The 18,046-nt window shown below is 70.8% G+C and carries 17 protein-coding genes; 9 read left to right on the top strand and 8 right to left on the bottom strand.

Annotated features, from left to right (window positions below; genetic code table 11):
• Positions 1–185: 185 nt before the first annotated feature.
• The 6 genes from ACWCPI_RS29425 to ACWCPI_RS29400 all read left to right on the top strand — a co-directional run bounded on the left by ACWCPI_RS29425 (position 186) and on the right by ACWCPI_RS29400 (position 5,526).
• Entirely contained in the window at positions 186–2,018 is a 1,833-nt protein-coding gene (locus tag ACWCPI_RS29425; protein ID WP_451040985.1) for a phosphatidylglycerol lysyltransferase domain-containing protein, read from the top strand.
• Positions 2,019–2,237: 219 nt separating this feature from the next.
• Positions 2,238–3,164, top strand: a complete 927-nt coding sequence (gene folP / locus ACWCPI_RS29420) for a dihydropteroate synthase (RefSeq protein WP_451040984.1) — start codon at positions 2,238–2,240, stop codon at positions 3,162–3,164.
• Complete coding sequence (locus ACWCPI_RS29415) at positions 3,161–3,661, top strand: nuclear transport factor 2 family protein (RefSeq protein ID WP_451040983.1); 501 nt, start codon at positions 3,161–3,163, stop codon at positions 3,659–3,661. Before folP ends, ACWCPI_RS29415 begins: the two co-directional genes overlap by 4 nt.
• A gap of 353 nt (positions 3,662–4,014) precedes the next feature.
• Positions 4,015–4,374, top strand: coding sequence for a dihydroneopterin aldolase (folB, locus tag ACWCPI_RS29410; RefSeq protein WP_451040982.1), 360 nt, complete (start codon positions 4,015–4,017; stop codon positions 4,372–4,374).
• Positions 4,371–4,982, top strand: a complete 612-nt coding sequence (folK, locus tag ACWCPI_RS29405; RefSeq protein WP_451040981.1) for a 2-amino-4-hydroxy-6-hydroxymethyldihydropteridine diphosphokinase — start codon at positions 4,371–4,373, stop codon at positions 4,980–4,982. Before folB ends, folK begins: the two co-directional genes overlap by 4 nt.
• A gap of 55 nt (positions 4,983–5,037) precedes the next feature.
• A complete protein-coding gene (locus tag ACWCPI_RS29400) occupies positions 5,038–5,526 on the top strand; it encodes a DUF3180 domain-containing protein (RefSeq protein ID WP_451040980.1) in 489 nt (162 codons plus the stop codon).
• Positions 5,527–5,583: 57 nt separating this feature from the next.
• Here the strand turns inward: ACWCPI_RS29400 and folE are convergent, their stop codons facing one another.
• From folE to dacB, 6 genes are all read right to left on the bottom strand, one after another.
• On the bottom strand, positions 5,584–6,189 hold the full coding sequence (folE, locus tag ACWCPI_RS29395) for a GTP cyclohydrolase I FolE (protein WP_451040979.1): 606 nt from the start codon (positions 6,187–6,189) through the stop codon (positions 5,584–5,586).
• Positions 6,190–6,330: 141 nt separating this feature from the next.
• Complete coding sequence (gene ftsH / locus ACWCPI_RS29390; RefSeq protein WP_451040978.1) at positions 6,331–8,370, bottom strand: ATP-dependent zinc metalloprotease FtsH; 2,040 nt, start codon at positions 8,368–8,370, stop codon at positions 6,331–6,333.
• Positions 8,371–8,576: 206 nt separating this feature from the next.
• A complete protein-coding gene (gene hpt, locus ACWCPI_RS29385; protein ID WP_031487462.1) occupies positions 8,577–9,137 on the bottom strand; it encodes a hypoxanthine phosphoribosyltransferase in 561 nt (186 codons plus the stop codon).
• A 65-nt stretch (positions 9,138–9,202) separates the two neighbouring features.
• Positions 9,203–10,396 carry a tRNA lysidine(34) synthetase TilS gene (gene tilS / locus ACWCPI_RS29380; RefSeq protein WP_451040977.1) on the bottom strand — a complete coding sequence of 398 codons (1,194 nt, stop codon included), beginning with the start codon at positions 10,394–10,396 and terminating at the stop codon, positions 9,203–9,205.
• 211 nt (positions 10,397–10,607) lie between these two features.
• Positions 10,608–11,732, bottom strand: a complete 1,125-nt coding sequence (locus ACWCPI_RS29375) for a zinc-dependent metalloprotease (protein ID WP_451040976.1) — start codon at positions 11,730–11,732, stop codon at positions 10,608–10,610.
• 113 nt (positions 11,733–11,845) lie between these two features.
• On the bottom strand, positions 11,846–13,471 hold the full coding sequence (gene dacB / locus ACWCPI_RS29370) for a D-alanyl-D-alanine carboxypeptidase/D-alanyl-D-alanine endopeptidase (protein ID WP_451040975.1): 1,626 nt from the start codon (positions 13,469–13,471) through the stop codon (positions 11,846–11,848).
• Positions 13,472–13,550: 79 nt separating this feature from the next.
• On the opposite strand from dacB, the gene ACWCPI_RS29365 reads away from it, so the two are divergent.
• Together ACWCPI_RS29365 and ACWCPI_RS29360 are read left to right on the top strand one after the other, a co-directional pair.
• Positions 13,551–14,042 (top strand): inorganic diphosphatase, encoded by a 492-nt coding sequence (locus ACWCPI_RS29365; RefSeq protein WP_019753733.1) that lies wholly within the window; start codon positions 13,551–13,553, stop codon positions 14,040–14,042.
• A 119-nt stretch (positions 14,043–14,161) separates the two neighbouring features.
• Positions 14,162–15,802, top strand: a complete 1,641-nt coding sequence (locus ACWCPI_RS29360; RefSeq protein WP_451040974.1) for a threonine/serine ThrE exporter family protein — start codon at positions 14,162–14,164, stop codon at positions 15,800–15,802.
• A 38-nt stretch (positions 15,803–15,840) separates the two neighbouring features.
• Here ACWCPI_RS29360 and ACWCPI_RS29355 read toward each other — a convergent pair whose 3' ends face one another.
• Positions 15,841–16,746, bottom strand: a complete 906-nt coding sequence (locus ACWCPI_RS29355; protein WP_451040973.1) for a DedA family protein — start codon at positions 16,744–16,746, stop codon at positions 15,841–15,843.
• Positions 16,747–16,880: 134 nt separating this feature from the next.
• Between ACWCPI_RS29355 and ACWCPI_RS29350 the strand changes: the two genes are divergently transcribed.
• Positions 16,881–17,246, top strand: coding sequence for a YbjQ family protein (locus ACWCPI_RS29350; protein ID WP_019753737.1), 366 nt, complete (start codon positions 16,881–16,883; stop codon positions 17,244–17,246).
• A 25-nt stretch (positions 17,247–17,271) separates the two neighbouring features.
• On the opposite strand, the gene ACWCPI_RS29345 is transcribed toward ACWCPI_RS29350, so the two are convergent.
• Positions 17,272–18,033 (bottom strand): MerR family transcriptional regulator, encoded by a 762-nt coding sequence (locus tag ACWCPI_RS29345; RefSeq protein ID WP_451040972.1) that lies wholly within the window; start codon positions 18,031–18,033, stop codon positions 17,272–17,274.
• Positions 18,034–18,046: the final 13 nt, after the last annotated feature.

The following is an 18,046-nucleotide window of genomic DNA, read 5'->3' as shown; positions in this document are numbered from 1 at the left end:
TGCTTCGCAAGGGCTTGCCCCGGACTTTCCTTGGCCTTTGAAACGGTTTTGGGAAGCCGAGTGAACCTCTTCCCGCAAGACACCGTCCTAGAGGGCGCAATGTCGCCGGATGCCCGAATCGGCACCGGATCCAAGGTCTCTCGCAGAACTAATGGGATGCGATGTCTGTCAGGACAGATGTGGAAATGTCGGGCGGGGTTCCGCAACGAGTGAGCCGGACAGGGCATCTGTCGGGCCGGGTGCGGCACCTGCTCCGGGGCCCGCGCCCCGAGGCCGTCCCCGTCCTCGTCGGCCGCGCCTGCGCCCTGGTCGGCCTGCTGAACATCGCCGCGGGTGTCTTCCCGCGCTTCCGGCACAGCCGTATGCACGCCATCGCCGAGGTGCTGCCCGGGGCGTTCGGCCCGTTCGCGGCCGCGCTGTCACTCAGCGCCGGCGTGTTGTTGCTGCTGCTCGCCCATGGGCTCAAGCGTGGCAAGCGGCGGGCGTGGCGCGCCGCCGTCGTCCTGCTGCCGGCCGGAGCGGTGGCGCAGTTCACGTACCGCCACTCCGTCGTGGGCGTGCTCATCTCGCTCGCGCTGCTCTGGGCCCTGGTGAGCCACCGCGACCAGTTCGCCGCGCTGCCCGACCCGCGCAGCAGGTGGCGCGCGCTGGCCAACTTCGTCCTCATGGGCGCCGGTTCGCTCGTCCTCGGGCTGGTCATCGTCAGCGCCCACCCGGGCACCCTGGTCGGCGACCCGAGCCTGGCCGACCGCATCGCGCACGTCATCTACGGCCTGTTCGGCTTCGAGGGCCCGGTCGACTACCAGGGCAACACCTCCTGGACGGTCGCCTTCTCGCTGGGTGCCCTCGGCTGGATCACCGCGGTCACCACGATCTACCTCGCGTTCCGCCCCGAGCACCCCGCCGCCCGCCTGACCGAGGACGACGAGGCCCGTCTGCGCGCCCTGCTCGACAAGCACGGCGGCCGCGACTCCCTCGGCCACTTCGCGCTGCGCCGCGACAAGGCCGTCGTCTTCTCCCCCAGCGGCAAGGCCGCGGTGACCTACCGCGTCGTCTCCGGCGTGATGCTCGCCAGCGGCGACCCGATCGGCGACGTCGAGGCCTGGCCGGGTGCCATCGAGCGCTTCATGGACGAGGCCAAGGCCCACTCCTGGACCCCGGCCGTCATGGGCTGCTCCGAGACCGGCGCCGAGGTGTGGACCCGTGAGACCGGGCTCGACGCCCTCGAACTGGGCGACGAGGCGGTGGTGGACGTCCCGGATTTCTCGCTCGCCGGCCGCGCGATGCGCAACGTGCGCCAGATGGTCAAGCGCATCGAGCGCGCCGGTTACGAGACCCGGGTACGTCGTGTCCGTGACCTCGGCGAGGCCGAGCTGGAGCGCATCCGTCGCGCCGCCGACGACTGGCGCGGCACCGACACCGAGCGCGGCTTCTCCATGGCGCTCGGCCGCGTCGGCGACCCGGCCGACGGTGACTGCCTCATCGCCACCGCCCACAGGGCCGACGAGGAGCCGGGGCCGTACGGCGATCTCAAGGCCATCCTCCACTTCGTGCCGTGGGGCACGGACGGTGTCTCCCTGGACCTGATGCGCCGCGACCGCTCGGCGGACCCCGGCATGAACGAGCTGCTCATCGTGGCCGCCCTCCAGGCCGCCCCGAAGTTCGGCATCGCGCGCGTGTCGCTCAACTTCGCCATGTTCCGCTCGGCGCTGGCCCGGGGCGAGAAGATCGGCGCGGGCCCGGTGCTGCGCGCCTGGCGCGGCCTGCTGGTGTTCCTCTCCCGCTGGTTCCAGATCGAGTCGCTGTACAAGTTCAACGCCAAGTTCCAGCCCCGCTGGGAGCCCCGCTTCGTCGTCTACCGGGCCTCCGCCGACCTGCCCCGCCTCGGCTTCGCCGCCATGCAGGCGGAGGGCTTCGTGAACCTGGCCCTGCCGCTGCCGCGCTTCCTGCGCCGCCGTTCGACCGCCCCGCGCCCCTGCCCGCACACGGTGGCCGAGCGCGACGTGCGTGCCGCCTGACCGCGGCCCCCGTACCGGCCCGAGCGGGAGCCCCACCGCCCCCCTGCCCCAAGGCTCCCGCTCGGGCCACGGCACGCCACGGCACCGCCGTGCGCCTGTCGTTGGGATCACGCCGGCGTCGCGGGCCCCGGCACCCGACGCCGGCCCCGCTCGGGTCGGCCGAGGGGAACCGTTCGTCTCGGCCGACCTGATCCAAACGACAGGCCCTAGGCTGAACGTATGAGCAAGCAGAGCGGACGCGGGCGCGTCGCGGGCCTTCCGGAGTGGGACCGGTGCGCGGTCATGGGAGTCGTCAACGTGACCCCCGACTCCTTCTCCGACGGCGGCCGCTGGTTCGACACCACGTCCGCCGTGAAACACGGGCTGGCCCTGGTGGAGGAGGGTGCCGACCTCGTGGACGTGGGCGGCGAGTCCACCCGGCCCGGCGCCACCCGGGTCGACGAGGACGAGGAACTGCGCCGTGTCATCCCCGTCGTCCGCGGCCTGGCCGCCGAGGGCGTCACGGTCTCCGTCGACACCATGCGCGCCTCCGTGGCCGAACAGGCCCTCGCCGCCGGGGCCGCCCTCGTCAACGACGTCAGCGGCGGCCTCGCGGACCCCGCGATGATCCCGGTGGTCGCGGACGCCGGCGCCCCCTTCGTCGTCATGCACTGGCGCGGCTTCCTGCAGGGCGGCAACGTCAAGGGCGTGTACGCCGATGTCGTCGCCGAAGTCGTCGAGGAGCTCCACGCGCGCGTGGAGGCCGTTCTGGAGGGCGGCATCGCCCCCGACCGCGTCGTCGTCGACCCGGGCCTCGGCTTCTCCAAGGACGCCGAGCACGACCTCGTCCTGCTCGCCCACCTCGACCGCCTGCTCGCCCTCGGCCGGCCCCTGCTCGTCGCCGCCTCCCGCAAGCGGTTCCTGGGCCGTGTCCTCGCCGGGCCGCAGGCGGCGCCGCCGCCCGCCCGGGAGCGCGACGCCGCCACGGCCGCCGTCTCGGCGCTCGCGGCACACGCTGGGGCGTGGGCGGTACGCGTACATGAGGTGCGCGCGACCGCGGACGCCGTACGCGTCGCACGCGCCGTCGAGCAGGCGCGCGACGCCGGACACGCTCCCGGCGCGGGCCCGGGGCGCGGCGGCGTGAACGGCTCTGAGGGAGCCCGGTGAGCGCCCCCCACACCGACGTCGAGCAAGTGGAAGCCGCCAACACGGCCTTCTACGAGGCGATGGAACGCGGCGACTTCGAAGAGCTCTCCTCGTTCTGGCTCACCCCGTCCGACCTGGGCATCGACGAGACCTACCACGACCCGGCCGACGCCGGCGTGATCTCCTGCGTGCACCCCGGCTGGCCGGTGCTCACCGGACGCGGCGAGGTGCTCAGGTCGTACGCCCTGATCATGGCGAACACCGACTACATCCAGTTCTTCCTCACCGACGTGCATGTCTCCGTGACCGGCGACACCGCGGTGGTGACCTGCACCGAGAACATCCTCAGCGGCGGTCCCGCCCCCGAGGGCGACGACGAGCTGGGCCCCCTCGTGGGCCAGCTGGTGGTCGCCACGAATGTGTTCCGGCGCACACCCGACGGCTGGAAGATGTGGTCCCACCACGCCTCCCCGGTCCTGGCCGAGAACGACGAGGAAGAGGGCGACACACCCGCCTGAGCGGGCGCGCTGCCTCCTCCGCCGCCCCGACCGGCGCGACCGCACCCGCCAGGACCTGCGGGGCGGCGCAACGGCGGGCAGCCGCCCGAGCGGGTACGAGCGGCGCACAGGTCGAACCGCGGCGCGCTCGGCTCCCCCGCGCCCGGGACGCCGGCGCGGGGTACCTCGGTCGACGGCGGGTGTATGCCGAGCCCATCGCGGGGAAACGTCCGGCAAACCCTGTCCCGGCACAGTGCGGGCACCACCCCGTCGCCCGGCCCCGTCAGTGCCCGCAGGTAGATTCGTTCGAGGCCGGTGTGCCGCCCGCACGTGGCACGGACCGGCCGTCACCGACGATTGCAGGAGTGATTCGCGTGGATCGTGTCGCGCTGCGCGGCCTCAAGGCCCGCGGGCACCACGGGGTGTTCCCCAAGGAACGCGAGGAGGGCCAGACCTTCGTCGTCGACCTCGTCCTGGGCCTGGACACCCGACCGGCCGCCGCCGACGACGACCTGGCGAAGACCGTGCACTACGGCATCGTGGCGGAGGAAGTCGTGGCCGTCGTGCAAGGCGAGCCGGTCGACCTCATCGAAACGCTCGCCGCGCGCATCGCCCAGGCCTGTCTGAAGCACGAAGAGGTCCAGGAGGTCGAGGTCACCGTCCACAAACCGAACGCGCCGATCACGGTCCCCTTCGACGACGTGACCGTCACCATCACCCGGAGCCGAGTATGACCGCACCGTTCATCAAGGGCCCCAGCGACCCGACCGTACAGCCGGTACCCGCCTCCGTCGTCGAGAAGGTCGACGCCGCCGACACCACCCTCCACAACCCCAAACGGGCCGTGCTCTCCCTCGGCTCGAACCTGGGCAACCGCCTGGAGACCCTCCAGGGCGCCGTCGACGCCCTGGCGGACACCCCGGGCCTGCGCATCAAGGGGGTCTCCCCCGTCTACGAGACGCAGCCGTGGGGAGTCGAGCCGGGCAGCCAGCCCTCCTACTTCAACGCGGTCGTGGTGCTGAAGACCACACTCCCCCCGTCCTCCCTGCTGGAGCGGGCACACGCGGTCGAGGAGGCCTTCCACCGCGTACGGGACGAGCGCTGGGGCGCGCGCACCCTCGACGTCGACATCGTTTCCTACGCCGACCTCGTCTCCGACGACCCGCAGCTCACCCTCCCCCACCCGCGCGCCCACGAGCGCGCCTTCGTCCTCGCCCCCTGGCACGACCTGGACCCCGAGGCCCGGCTGCCGGGCCGCGGCGCGGTCGCCGACCTGCTCGGCACCGTGACCCGCGAGGGTGTCGTGCCGCGCGGGGACCTGGAACTCCGGCTGCCCGAATAGTCGTTAAGGTCAAGACGACACCGTCCGTCAGGACCTGGGGAGCTGAAGGGACACCGTGAGAGAGCTGCGCATCAGGATGCTGGTAGGCGTGTTCGTCGTCGCCGGAGTCCTGTCCTGGGCGGGCGCCCGCCTGTGGAACTCCGTCGGGACCCTGCCCAGCGTCCCCCTGGCCGCCCCCATCGTGCTCGCCCTGATCGCCGTGGTCCTGCTCGCCACGGCGATCTCGATCCGCGCCCGCCTCAAGGCCCAGCGCGAGCGCCGCCCCGAGGCCAAGGGCGTCGACCCCCTGATGGCCGCCCGGGCGGTGGTCTTCGGCCACGCCAGCGCCCTGGTGGCCGCCCTGGTCTCGGGCATGTACGGCGGCACGGGTGTCTTCCTGCTGGAGTCCCTGGAGGTCCCCGCCCGCCGCGACCAGGCCATCTACGCCGGTTTCTCGGTCCTGGCGGGCATCGCCGTCATAGCGGCGGCCATCTTCCTGGAGCGCGTCTGCAAACTCCCGGAGGACGACGAACACAACGGGGCGGGGACGGCGCCCACGGTGTAGCGCGGGCTGCGTCCACGAGCCGAGGCGAGCGACGGCTCGGGCTCGGTGCGCGGTGTCTCAGCGGGCCATGATGAGGCTCATCGCCTCGTTGCGCGTCGCCGCGTCCCGGAGCTGACCGCGCACCGCCGACGTTATGGTCTGCGCGCCCGGCTTGCGGATACCGCGCATCGACATGCACATGTGCTCGCACTCGATGACGACGATCACGCCGCGTGGCTCGAGAATCTCCATCAGGGAGTCCGCGATCTGAGTGGTGAGACGTTCCTGCACCTGCGGCCGGCGAGCGTACACGTCCACCAGACGAGCCAGCTTGGACAACCCGGTGATCTTGCCCGACGTGGCCGGGATGTACCCGACGTGAGCGACGCCCCGGAACGGGACCAGATGGTGCTCACAGGTGCTGTACACCTCGATGTCCTTCACGAGGACCATCTCGTCGTGCCCGATGTCGAACGTCGTCGTCAGCACGTCCTCGGGCTTCTGCCACAACCCCGCGAAGATCTCCTTGTAGGCCCTCGCCACCCGGGACGGCGTCTCCTTCAGCCCCTCGCGGTCAGGATCCTCGCCGACCGCGATCAGCAGTTCGCGTACGGCGTTCTCGGCGCGCTTCTCGTCGAACTCACCGATGCGGCCCTCGCCGTCCAGCGTCACGGGGTCGGTCATGTGGTGCCTCGTTCCTCTGCGGGTGGCGCGTGTGGGTCACGCGTCTGAACTGCGGGCATACGGAAAATGCCGCGCCCCCCAGGCTAGAACCAGGGGGGCGCGGCATCCATTCCGGGCGGTGGGGTCACCGGTTCCGGGACGTCAGCTCTCCGGGCGCTCCTCAGGAGTCGGCTCGGCCGCCGGGGCGGGCTCCGTCACCGTCGACTTGGCGGTGGAGATCGCCGGCGTCGCGCCGTTCGCCCCGTTCGTCAGTGCGAGCTCCTTGGGGGAGAGCACCGGCGGACGGGTGGACGGCGTGCGGCGCGAGGAACCGGTCCAGGCGGGCCGCGGCGGGCGCTTGACGATCGGCGCGAAGATCTCGGCGATCTCCTCCTTGCCCAGGGTCTCCTTCTCCAGGAGGGCCAGGACGAGGTTGTCGAGCACGTCGCGGTTCTCGACCAGGATCTCCCAGGCTTCGTTGTGCGCGTTCTCGATGAGCTTCTTGACTTCCTCGTCCACCAGCGCGGCGACCTCTTCCGAGTAGTCGCGCTGGTGAGCCATCTCACGTCCGAGGAACGGCTCGGTGTTGTCGCCACCGAACTTGATCGCGCCCAGACGCTCGGTCATGCCGTACTGGGTGACCATCGCGCGAGCCGTGGCCGTGGCCTTCTCGATGTCGTTCGCCGCGCCCGTGGTCGGGTCGTGGAAGACGAGCTCCTCGGCCGCGCGCCCGCCCAGCATGTAGGCCAGCTGGTCCAGCATCTCGTTGCGCGTGGTTGAGTACTTGTCCTCGTCCGGCAGGACCATCGTGTAGCCGAGGGCCCGGCCTCTCGACAGGATCGTGATCTTGTGGACCGGGTCGGAGTTCGGTGAGGCCGCCGCGACCAGGGCGTGTCCGCCCTCGTGGTACGCGGTGATCTTCTTCTCCTTGTCCGACATGATCCGGGTCCGCTTCTGCGGGCCCGCCACGACGCGGTCGATGGCCTCGTCCAGCATCTGGTTGTCGATCAGCTTCTTGTCCGAGCGGGCCGTGAGCAGGGCCGCCTCGTTGAGGACGTTGCTCAGGTCCGCGCCGGTGAAACCGGGGGTGCGGCGGGCGACCGCCGACAGGTCGACGTCGGGGGCGACCGGCTTGCCCTTCTGGTGGACCTTGAGGATCTCCAGACGGCCCTGCATGTCCGGGCGGTCGACCGCGATCTGGCGGTCGAAGCGGCCGGGGCGCAGAAGGGCCGGGTCGAGGATGTCGGGCCGGTTCGTCGCGGCGATGAGGATCACGCCGCCCTTGACGTCGAAGCCGTCCATCTCGACGAGCAGCTGGTTCAGGGTCTGCTCGCGCTCGTCGTGACCACCGCCGAGGCCGGCGCCGCGGTGGCGGCCGACCGCGTCGATCTCGTCGACGAAGACGATCGCCGGGGCGTTCGCCTTGGCCTGCTCGAACAGGTCACGGACCCGGGAGGCACCGACACCGACGAACATCTCGACGAAGTCGGAACCGGAGATCGAGTAGAAGGGGACGCCCGCCTCGCCGGCGACGGCGCGCGCGAGCAGGGTCTTACCGGTTCCGGGCGGGCCGTACAGCAGTACGCCCTTGGGGATCTTCGCCCCGACGGCCTGGAACTTGGCCGGCTCCTGGAGGAACTCCTTGATCTCGTGGAGTTCCTCGACGGCCTCGTCCGAGCCGGCGACGTCGGCGAACGTCGTCTTGGGGGTGTCCTTGGTGATGAGCTTGGCCTTGGACTTGCCGAAGTTCATGACCCGGGAGCCGCCGCCCTGCATCTGATTCATCAGGAACAGGAAGACGACCACGATGAGGACGAAGGGAAGCAGCGAGAGCAGGATGCCGACGAACGGGTTCTGCTTGGACGGCGAGACCGTGTAGCCGTCCGGGATCTGCTTCTCCTGGTACTTGTTCTGCAGCGAACTGGCGATGGTCACGCCCTGGTCGCCGATGTAGCTGGCCTGGATCTTGGTGGCGTCCTCGATCTTGACGCCGTCCTTGAGCTGGACCTTGATGGTGTTCTCGTCGCCAGTGGTCAGCTTGGCCGACTCGACCTTGTTCTCATTGATCGCCTGGACGACCTGGCCGGTGTCCACCGTCTTGTAGCCGCCGGACGAGCCGACGACCTGCATCAACACGACCACGGCAAGGACGGCCAGCACGATCCACATGACCGGCCCACGGAAGTATCGCTTCACGTCCATCCATACGGAGCGGTGTCGCCCCGTCCCTCCTGCCATAGTGAGTTTGATAAGACAGTTCTTCTGACGGTACCCCAGCTTCGGCGCCCATAGCCGCACGGACGGCTGGCAAGCCCGTCTGCATGCTCCAACGCGGCGCGGCCCGCCGGGGTTCCCGATCTTCGTGGGCGCTTGGGCCCTTCGGGTCCGGTTTCCCCGGACCGCCGGACTCAGCCGCCGTACACGTGGGGCGCGAGCGTACCGACGAACGGGAGGTTGCGGTACTTCTCGGCGTAGTCGAGGCCGTAGCCGACGACGAACTCGTTGGGGATGTCGAAGCCGACCCACTCGACGTCGATGGCGACCTTGGCGGCGTCCGGCTTGCGCAGCAGGGTGCACACCTTGAGCGACTCGGGCTCGCGGGAGCCGAGGTTGGACAGCAGCCACGAGAGCGTCAGGCCGGAGTCGATGATGTCCTCGACGATCAGGACGTGCTTGCCCTTGATGTCGGTGTCGAGGTCCTTGAGGATCCGCACGACACCGGAGGACTGGGTGCCCGCGCCGTACGACGACACGGCCATCCAGTCCATGGTGACGGGGGTGGACAGCGCCCGGGCGAGGTCGGCCATGACCATCACCGCGCCCTTGAGGACACCGACGATGAGCAGGTCCTTGCCCTCGTACTCCGCGTCGATCTTCGCGGCCAGCTCGGCCAGCTTCGCGTCGATCTCTTCCTTGGTGATGAGTACCTGCTTGAGGTCGGCACCCATGTCTTTCGCGTCCACCCGCATCACTTTCGGTCGGTCGTCCCACCGGCTTGTCCGCCCCTCCGTCCGGTGTGCGGAGGGGTCGGGATTCAGCCTTGCCGAATCACCAGTCTGCCACCCTGGCGCTGGGCGACGACTTTGCCGGGGAGATTGATGGCCCCCTGACCGCGCCAGCCGGTGATGAGGCGGTCCACTTCCTCGATGTGACGGGCGAACAGCGCACCGGCGGGCGCACCGGCCTCGATGGCGGCGCGGCGCAGGACGCGGCGGCGGACGGCGGGCGGCAGCGCGTACAGCTTGGCGCACTCCAGGAGGCCGGCCGCGTCGCGTACGGCGGCCTCGGCCTGGCCGGCCCAGGCGTCGAGGGCGTCGGCGTCGTCGCGGGAGAGCTGGGCGGTGCGCGCGAGGGCCTCGACGACGCCCTTGCCGAGCGCCTTCTCCAAGGCGGGCAGGCCCTCGTGACGCAGGCGGGAGCGGGTATAGGCGGGGTCCGCGTTGTGGGGGTCGTCCCAGACGGGCAGGGACTGGACCATGCACGCCTTGCGGGCGGTCTGCCGGTCGAGTCCGAGGAAGGGGCGGCGGTAACGGCCGCCGGCCCCCGAGACCGCGGCCATTCCGGACAGGGAGCGGATGCCGGAGCCGCGGGCGAGGCCGAGCAGGACGGTCTCGGCCTGGTCGTCGCGGGTGTGGCCGAGGAGAACGGCGCGGGCGCCATGGCGTACGGCCGCCTCGTCGAGGGCGGCGTAGCGGGCATCGCGGGCGGCGGCCTCGGGTCCGCCCGCGCGGCCGACGGTGACGGCGATGGACTCGACCGGGTCGAGGCCGAGTTCACGCAGGCGCAGGACGACTTCCTCGGCGCGCAGGTCGGAGCCGGGCTGCAGTCCGTGGTCGATGGTGACGCCGCCGGCGCGGATGCCGAGCTTGGGGGCTTCGAAGGCGAGCGCGGAGGCGAGGGCCATGGAGTCGGCGCCGCCGGAGCACGCGACGAGCACGAGCGGGGAGGGGGTTCGCTCGTGCGGTGCGGTGCTCGGGGGGCGCGGCGCGGTGGCGCGGGGGAGCTCGTGCGACGGCTCGCGCGCTGCGGTGTCGTCCGTGGCCGCGGCGCGTGTGGGGTCGGACGCGGCCGGGGCGGTCGGGGTGCCGGCCGGCGTGGCGTACGAGACCGCCGCGCGCGGACTGCCGGGCGGGGTCGTGTCGGTGATGCGGCTGTGTTCGTCGAGGATGTCGTGGAGGACGCGGCGGACCGCCAGGCGTATCGCCGCGACCGCAGGATGGGGACCCATGTCCGGTTCCCTTCATGAAGTTTTCGGGGGGTGAGCCCGAGTTCGGTCACTCAGAGTGTGTAGATGGTGACAGAACCGGGCCGTTCCCCGAGCATTGCACGCCTACCCATGGCTCACGGTCCCTCGGACGGGTGATTGAAGGGGCGTTCGCCTGCCGTCGGCCGGATCCGGTTCACGACCGTCGTATGAGATGCACAACTCCCTGCGGGTTTCACGACTCGGCCTTGCGGTGCACCCGCGCGATCCAGTCCGCCGGTTTGGAGATCTCCGCCTTGGTCGGGAGGGTGTTCGGGGAGGTCCACACGCGGTTGAAGCCGTCCATGCCGACCTGGTCCACGACGGCCCGCACGAAGCGTTCGCCGTCGCGGTACTGCCGGAGTTTGGCGTCCAGTCCGAGCAGTTTGCGCAGGGCGAGGTCCAGACGGGAGGCGCCCTTGGCGCGCCGCTGCTGGAATTTCTCGCGGATCTCCGCGACGGACGGCACGACCTGGGGGCCGACGCCGTCCATCACGAAGTCGGCGTGGCCTTCGAGCAGCGACATCACGGCGGTGAGGCGGCCGAGGATCTCGCGCTGTGCCGGGGTCTGCACCAGTTCGACGAAGGACCGTCCGCCGTCGTCCTCCTCGGCCTCCGGCCGGCTGCCCGCGAGGGACTGGGCTGCCTCGCGAATGCGTTCGAGGACGGTCATGGGGTCGACGTCGGTCTCCCCCAAGAAAGACTGGATTTCGCCCTCCAGGTGGTCGCGCAGCCACGGCACCGCGCTGAACTGCGTGCGGTGGGTCTCCTCGTGCAGGCAGACCCACAGGCGGAAGTCGTGGGGGTGCACGTCGAGTTCGCGCTCCACGTGCACGATGTTCGGGGCGACGAGGAGGAGTCGGCCGCCGCCGTTCTCGCCCGCGGGGAGTTCGCGGGTGGCGGGGGCGAAGGTCTCGTACTGGCCGAGGACGCGGGAGGCGAGGAAGGACAGCAGCATGCCGAGTTCGACGCCGGTGACCTTGCCGCCGACGGCGCCGAGGACGGCGCCGCCGGTGCTGCCGCCGCGCCGCTCCTGCATCTTCTCCAGCAGGGGCTTGAGGATCTCGCGGAACCCGGCGACGTTCGCCCGCACCCAGCCGGGGCGGTCGACGACCAGGACGGGGGTGTCGTGAACGTCCTCCGTGCCCAGACGAGTGAAGCCCCGGACGTGCTCCTCCGAGGCTTTGGCATGTCGGCGCAGCTCGGCGACGACGGCCCGGGCCTCGTCGCGGCTCACCTCGGGGCCCGGCCGTACGAGCCGGGTCGCGGTCGCCACCGCGAGATTCCAGTCGACCATCTCGGCACCACCGATGCTCGTCATGTGTCAACCGTACGTGAGCGTTCCCGCTAGGGGCAGGCCACGCGGGGCGGCGGGGCCATGGTGCCTTGCGAGGGCGCGCGCCGTCGCGGGTGGGCGGTGGCGGGGCGCCTAGGTCAGCGGCAGCCGCAGGACGCCAGTGCCGTCACGGCCTTGTCCAGGGCCGACTGCGCTGCCGCCGGGTCGGTCGTGTTCGTGGCCAGGAGGGCGAAGGACAGCAGCCTGCCGTCCTGGTCGACCACCGTGCCGGCCAGGGCGTTCACGCCTGTCAGGGTGCCGGTCTTGGCTCGTACGACGCCTGCCGGGCCGTCCGTGTAGCGGCTGGTCAGGGTGCCGGTGAAGCCGGCGACGGGCAGGCCCGTGAGGGTGGGACGCAGTTCCGGGTGGGTCGGGTCGGCGGCCTTGGCCAGGAGGGTCGCGAGAAGGCCCGGGGTGAGCTTGTCGGCGCGGTCCAGGCCACTGCCGTCCCTGACGTCGACGCCGGACATCGGCAGGCCCAGCTTCTTCAGCTCGGCCTCGATCGCCGCTCCGGCGCCCGCGTAGTCGGCGCGTTCGCCGCCGGCCACGGCCGTCTGGCGGGCCAGGGCCTCGCCGATGTCGTTGTCGCTGTTGGTGAGCATGCGCTCGACCAGGGCGGAGAGCGGGGGCGAGGACACCTCGGCGAGCGCCTCGGCGCGGTCGGTCGCCTTGGACGGGCCGGGGGACGTCGTCTTGATGCCGTGGTCGGCGAGGAAGGACGCGAACCTGTCCGCCGCGTCCTTCGCCGGGTCGGCCACCCGTGGTGCCGGGCCCCTCGTGGAGCCGTCGGTTCGGGCCTCGTCGGCCATGAGGGCGGTGATCGGGGCGAGGTTGTCGTTCACTCCGATGGGGTGCAGTGCGGGGCCCTCGTACAGCGTGGTGTCGTACGAGAGGGTGACCTCGCGCAGGTCGCGCTTCTTCAGCGCGCGTGCCGTCTCGTCGGCCAGGTCGCGCAGGCTCGCCCAGCCCTTGGTCTGCTTGCGGGCCGTCAGGGTGGGGTCGCCGCCGCCGACGATGACCAGTTCCCCGGTGTCGGGTTCCAGGGCGGTGCGGGTGGTGAGGCGGTGGTCGGGGCCCAGCGCGGCCAGCGCCGCCGCGGCGGTGGCGATCTTCGTCGTCGAGGCGGGGGTGAGGGAGGCGGCGGCTCCCGAGCCGTAGAGGCGCTTGCCGGTGGCCACGTCCACGATCGCGGCGGCGCCGCGGGTGCCGAGTTCGGGCACGTCCAGGAGCGGGTCGAGGACGTCGGCGAGGGCGCGGCCGTCCGGCGCCGACTTCACGGTGTCGACGCCGCCGCCCAGGCCGGTGAGGACGGCGGGCGCGCTGGGGGCGGGGCGGGGCCCCTCGGCGGTCGTGCCGGACGTCTCGGGACGACCGTGATCTGCGCCACCCGTGCGCTCCCGGGCGGCCGCCCGGTCCCGCTCGGCCGTACGCTGACCGGTGGAGTCCCAGGGGCCGACGGTGGTCACCACTCCGGCGGCCAGGGCCAGTCCGGCGGTGGCGGCGCCCGCGGTGTACTGCCAGGTCTTCGGCCCACGTGACCGCGTGACCTGCGGGGTGACGGCTCGCGTGATCCGTGCGAACCGCGGTTTCGCGGCCGTCGCGGCGCGTGCGAGGCGGGGGCGTACGGCGTCCGCGGCTTGTGCCAGACGCGGTCGTACGGCGCTCGCGACCCGCGTCACCCGCGGTCCCGCGGCCCGCCAAGGCCTCAGCTTGGGCACGACCACCAGCCCCTTTCGCGATCACACACCTGCGTGAGGGACACTTAACCACCAGAACTATGTGTTGATCATGGAGGAGCCACCGGTGGAGTTCGACGTCACGATCGAGATTCCGAAGGGTTCGCGGAACAAGTACGAGGTGGACCACGAGACCGGTCGGATCCGCCTGGACCGTCGACTCTTCACCTCGACCGCCTACCCGACCGACTACGGCTTCGTCGAGAACACCCTCGGCGAGGACGGCGACCCGCTGGACGCGCTGGTCATCCTGGACGAGCCGACGTTCCCGGGCTGCCTCATCAAGTGCCGCGCGATCGGCATGTTCCGTATGACGGACGAGGCGGGCGGCGACGACAAGCTGCTGTGCGTGCCGGCGACGGACCCGCGTGTGGAGCACCTGCGTGACATCCACCACGTGTCCGAGTTCGACCGCCTGGAGATCCAGCACTTCTTCGAGGTCTACAAGGACCTGGAGCCCGGCAAGTCCGTCGAGGGCGCCAACTGGGTGGGCCGTGTCGACGCCGAGATCGAGATCGAGCGCTCGTACAAGCGGTTCAAGGAGCAGGGCGGCCACTGAGGCACCCCCGGCTTTCGGGCATACCGAACGGGCCGCACGCGCATGCGCGTGCGGCCCGTTCGTGTGTCTGTGCGCATACTGAGTGCGGCAGGAGGTGTCGTACGAGGAGCGCTACACACGTGACGGACGTGGAGGACCGCAAACCGCAGTCGGACGAGGCGAGGATGGCCTTCAGGCCACCGGCCGGCGTCGAGGTGGGGGACAGCGAGTCGGAGACGACCTCCGAGTTCGCCCTTCCCAAGGGGCTCGGCGTACCGCAGACGCCGGTCCAGGAGCCGGAGAGGTCGGCGTTCAGCACACCGAGCGTCTACAGCGTCGAGGACGCACCGCCGGCGTTCACCCCCGCCGCCGGCATCCCGCGGGTCAGCCTGACCAAGGACCTGCCCTGGCAGGACCGGATGCGCACGATGCTGCGCATGCCGGTGGCCGAGCGGCCGGCGCCGGAGCGGATGCCGAAGGCGGAGGAGGACGAGGGCCCGGCCGTCCCGCGCGTGCTCGACCTGACGCTGCGTATCGGCGAGCTGCTGCTGGCGGGCGGCGAGGGCGCGGAGGACGTGGAGGCGGCGATGTTCGCGGTCTGCCGGTCCTACGGCCTGGACCGCTGCGAGCCGAACGTCACCTTCACCCTGCTGTCGATCTCGTACCAGCCGTCGCTGGTGGACGACCCGGTGTCGGCGTCGCGTACGGTACGCCGCCGCGGGACCGACTACACCCGGCTGGCGGCCGTGTACCGGCTCGTGGACGAGCTCAGCGACCCCGAGACCCACTTCTCCCTGGAGGAGGCCTACCGGCGGCTCGCGGAGATCCGGCGCAACCGGCACCCGTATCCCACATGGGTGCTGACCGGGGCGAGCGGGCTGCTGGCGGGGGCGGCGTCCGTGCTGGTCGGCGGTGATCTGGTCGTCTTCGTCGCCGCCATGGTGGGCGCGATGCTCGGGGACCGGCTGGCGTGGCTGTGCGCGGGGCGCGGCCTGCCGGAGTTCTACCAGTTCACCGTGGCCGCGATGCCGCCGGCCGCGATAGGGGTCGCGCTGACGCTCGCGCATGTCGACGTGAAGGCGTCCGCGGTGATCACCGGTGGGCTGTTCGCGCTGCTGCCGGGGCGGGCGCTGGTGGCGGGGGTGCAGGACGGGCTGACCGGGTTCTACATCACCGCGTCGGCGCGTCTGCTGGAGGTCATGTACTTCTTCGTCGGCATCGTCGTCGGCGTGCTGGTGATCCTGTACTTCGGCGTGAACCTGGGCGCCAAGCTCAACCCGGACGCGGCGCTGCACATCTCCGAGCGGCCGTACTGGCAGATCGGCGCGTCGATGCTGCTGTCGCTGACGTTCGCGGTGCTGCTGCAGCAGGAACGGTCCACTGTGCTCGCCGTGACGCTCAACGGGGGTGTCGCGTGGGTGGTGTACGGCGCGATGCACTATGCCGGTGAGCTGTCGCCGGTCGCGTCCACGGCCGTGGCGGCCGGTGTGGTGGGTTTGTTCGGGCAGCTGATGGCTCGCTACCGGTTCGCTTCGGCGCTGCCGTACACGACTGCCGCGATCGGTCCGCTGCTGCCCGGATCCGCCACGTACTTCGGGCTGTTGTCGATCGCGCAGAACAAGGTCGACGCCGGGCTGGTGTCGCTGGCCACGGCGGCTTCCCTGGCCATGGCCATTGCGATCGGGGTGAACCTCGGGTCGGAGATCTCTCGGATGTTCCTGCGGATTCCGGGTGGAGCGGATTCCGGGCGCAAGGCAGCCAAGCGGACGCGGGGCTTCTGACGCCGTAGCGCCTCGGCCCCGCACCCCTCACCGGCGTCTCAGTACCCCTGGCCGGGCGGGTACTGCTGGTTGTGCTGGTTGCCGTACGGCTGCTGGTTGCCGTACGGCTGCTGGTTGCCGTAGCCCTGCGGGTACTGCTGGGCGTACGGCTGCTGCTGGGGCTGCTGGTCGTAGTACTGCTCGTCGTAGCCGTACTGCGGGCCGCCCTGGTCGCCGTAGTGCTGCTGGGGCTGGTCGTCGGACGGGATGCGGCGGAGCTGGGTCGTCGCGTCGTCCATCCGGGGGGCCTGCTGGGGCTGTACGGCCGGGGCCTCGGCCGCCGCGCGCTTCTTCTTCGCGCGCTCCCGCAGGTACTCGATGATGATCGGGACCACGGAGACGAAGACGATCAGGACGAGGATCGCCTCGACGTTCTTGTTGATGAAGTCGATCTGCCCGAGCCAGTAGCCCGCGACGGTGACGCCGACGCCCCAGGCGACGCCGCCGATGACGTTGTACGTCAGGAACGTGCGGTACTGCATACGGCCGGCGCCCGCCACGATGGGGGCGAAGGTGCGCACGATCGGCACGAAGCGGGCCAGGACGATCGCCTTGGGGCCGTACTTCTCCATGAACTCGTGGGCCTTGTCCAGATTCTCCTGTTTGAAGAGCCTGGAGTTCGGGCGGTTGAAGAGCTTCGGTCCGAGGAACTTGCCGATCATGTAACCGACCTGGTCACCGATGACGGCGGCCAGCACGATGAGCGTGCAGACCAGCCACAGGGGCTGGCTGATGTACTCACCCTGCGCCACGAAGAGGCCCGCCGTGAACAGCAGCGAGTCGCCGGGCAGGAACGCGAAGAGGCCCGACTCGGCGAAGACGATCAGCAGGATGCCCGGGAGGCTGAAGGTCTCGATCAGATAGTGCGGGTCGAGCCACTCGGGGCCGAGCGCAAGCGTGGTCACGGGATGTGGCTCCTGCTGAGTGGGGGCGGGCGGGGTGCAGCTGACTGCTCAATTATCAACGCCGCGGCGGTCGCCCAGGTTCCATGGACCCCCTCAGGATGCACTGTGCCCCCGCTGGGGCAAAGCTGTGCTGTATGGGCATCGAAGAGTACGGCGGCGGGCAGGGACCCCGGCCCGACGTCCTTGTAGTGACCACGAACGACGTCCCCGGCCATCGCGTCACCGAGGTGCTCGGCGAGGTCTTCGGACTGACCGTGCGCTCCCGGCACGTCGGCAGCCAGATCGGCGCCGGGTTGAAGTCGCTGGTCGGCGGTGAACTCAAAGGGCTCACCAAGACGCTCGTGGAGACCCGCAACCAGGCCATGGAGCGGCTCGTGGAGCAGGCACGCGCGCGTGGCGCGAACGGCGTCCTGGCGTTCCGCTTCGACGTGACCGAGGCCGCCGACGTGGGCACCGAGGTGTGTGCCTACGGGACCGCGGTGGTCCTGGCCCGGGAGTGACGCGTACGGGCTCCCGGGCCAGGGATCAGGAGGTGTGGCGGGCCGCGTTGGCCAGGATGGCGTCCTTCATGTAGGCCGCGAGGCCCGGCTTGGCCTTGTCGATGTTGTGCGTGAACCGCTCGTCCGCCACGTACATCTCACCGAGGCAGGTGTGTATCTCGTACCCGCAGTCGTAGTGGTTGCGGGAGATGCCCCGGCGGTGCTCCTCGGCGGCGTCCATGGCCGCCTCGGAGTCCGCCGGCTCACCGGCCTCCATCAGCGCGACGAAACGCCGGGTGAGCTCCTCGGCCTCGCGCTGGATGCGCAGCCAGTCCTCCTTGGTGTAGGAGGCGGCGCGCTGCTGGGACTGCCGGTAGGCATCTGTGTCGCCCCAGCGCTGCTGCACCTCCTCCTCGTACTGGTCGGGGTCGAAGTCCCCGAACACCTCGAACTTCTCCTCCGGTGTGAGGTTGATCCCCATCGTGCGTGCCTCCATGGCGTGCTCCACGGCCTCCGCCATCTTCTGCAGCTTCTCGATCCGGTCGGTCAGCAGCTCGTGCTGCCGGCGCAGGTGTTCGCGCGGGTCCGCGTCCGGGTCGTCGAGCAGGGCGGCGACCTCTTCGAGCGGGAAGCCGAGCTCGCGGTAGAACAGGATCTGCTGCAGCCGGTCGAGGTCGCCGTCGCTGTAGCGCCGGTGTCCCGCGTGGCTGCGCTCGCTGGGCGCGAGCAGGCCGATGGCGTCGTAGTGGTGCAGTGTGCGCACCGTCACTCCGGCGAAGCCCGCCACCTGTCCCACGGAGTAGCTCACTTCCGCTCCCTTC

The organism is Streptomyces sp. NPDC001920 (assembly GCF_053594495.1).
Note: the sequence above shows the minus strand (reverse complement) of the source record. Positions and strands in the feature narration are given on the sequence as shown.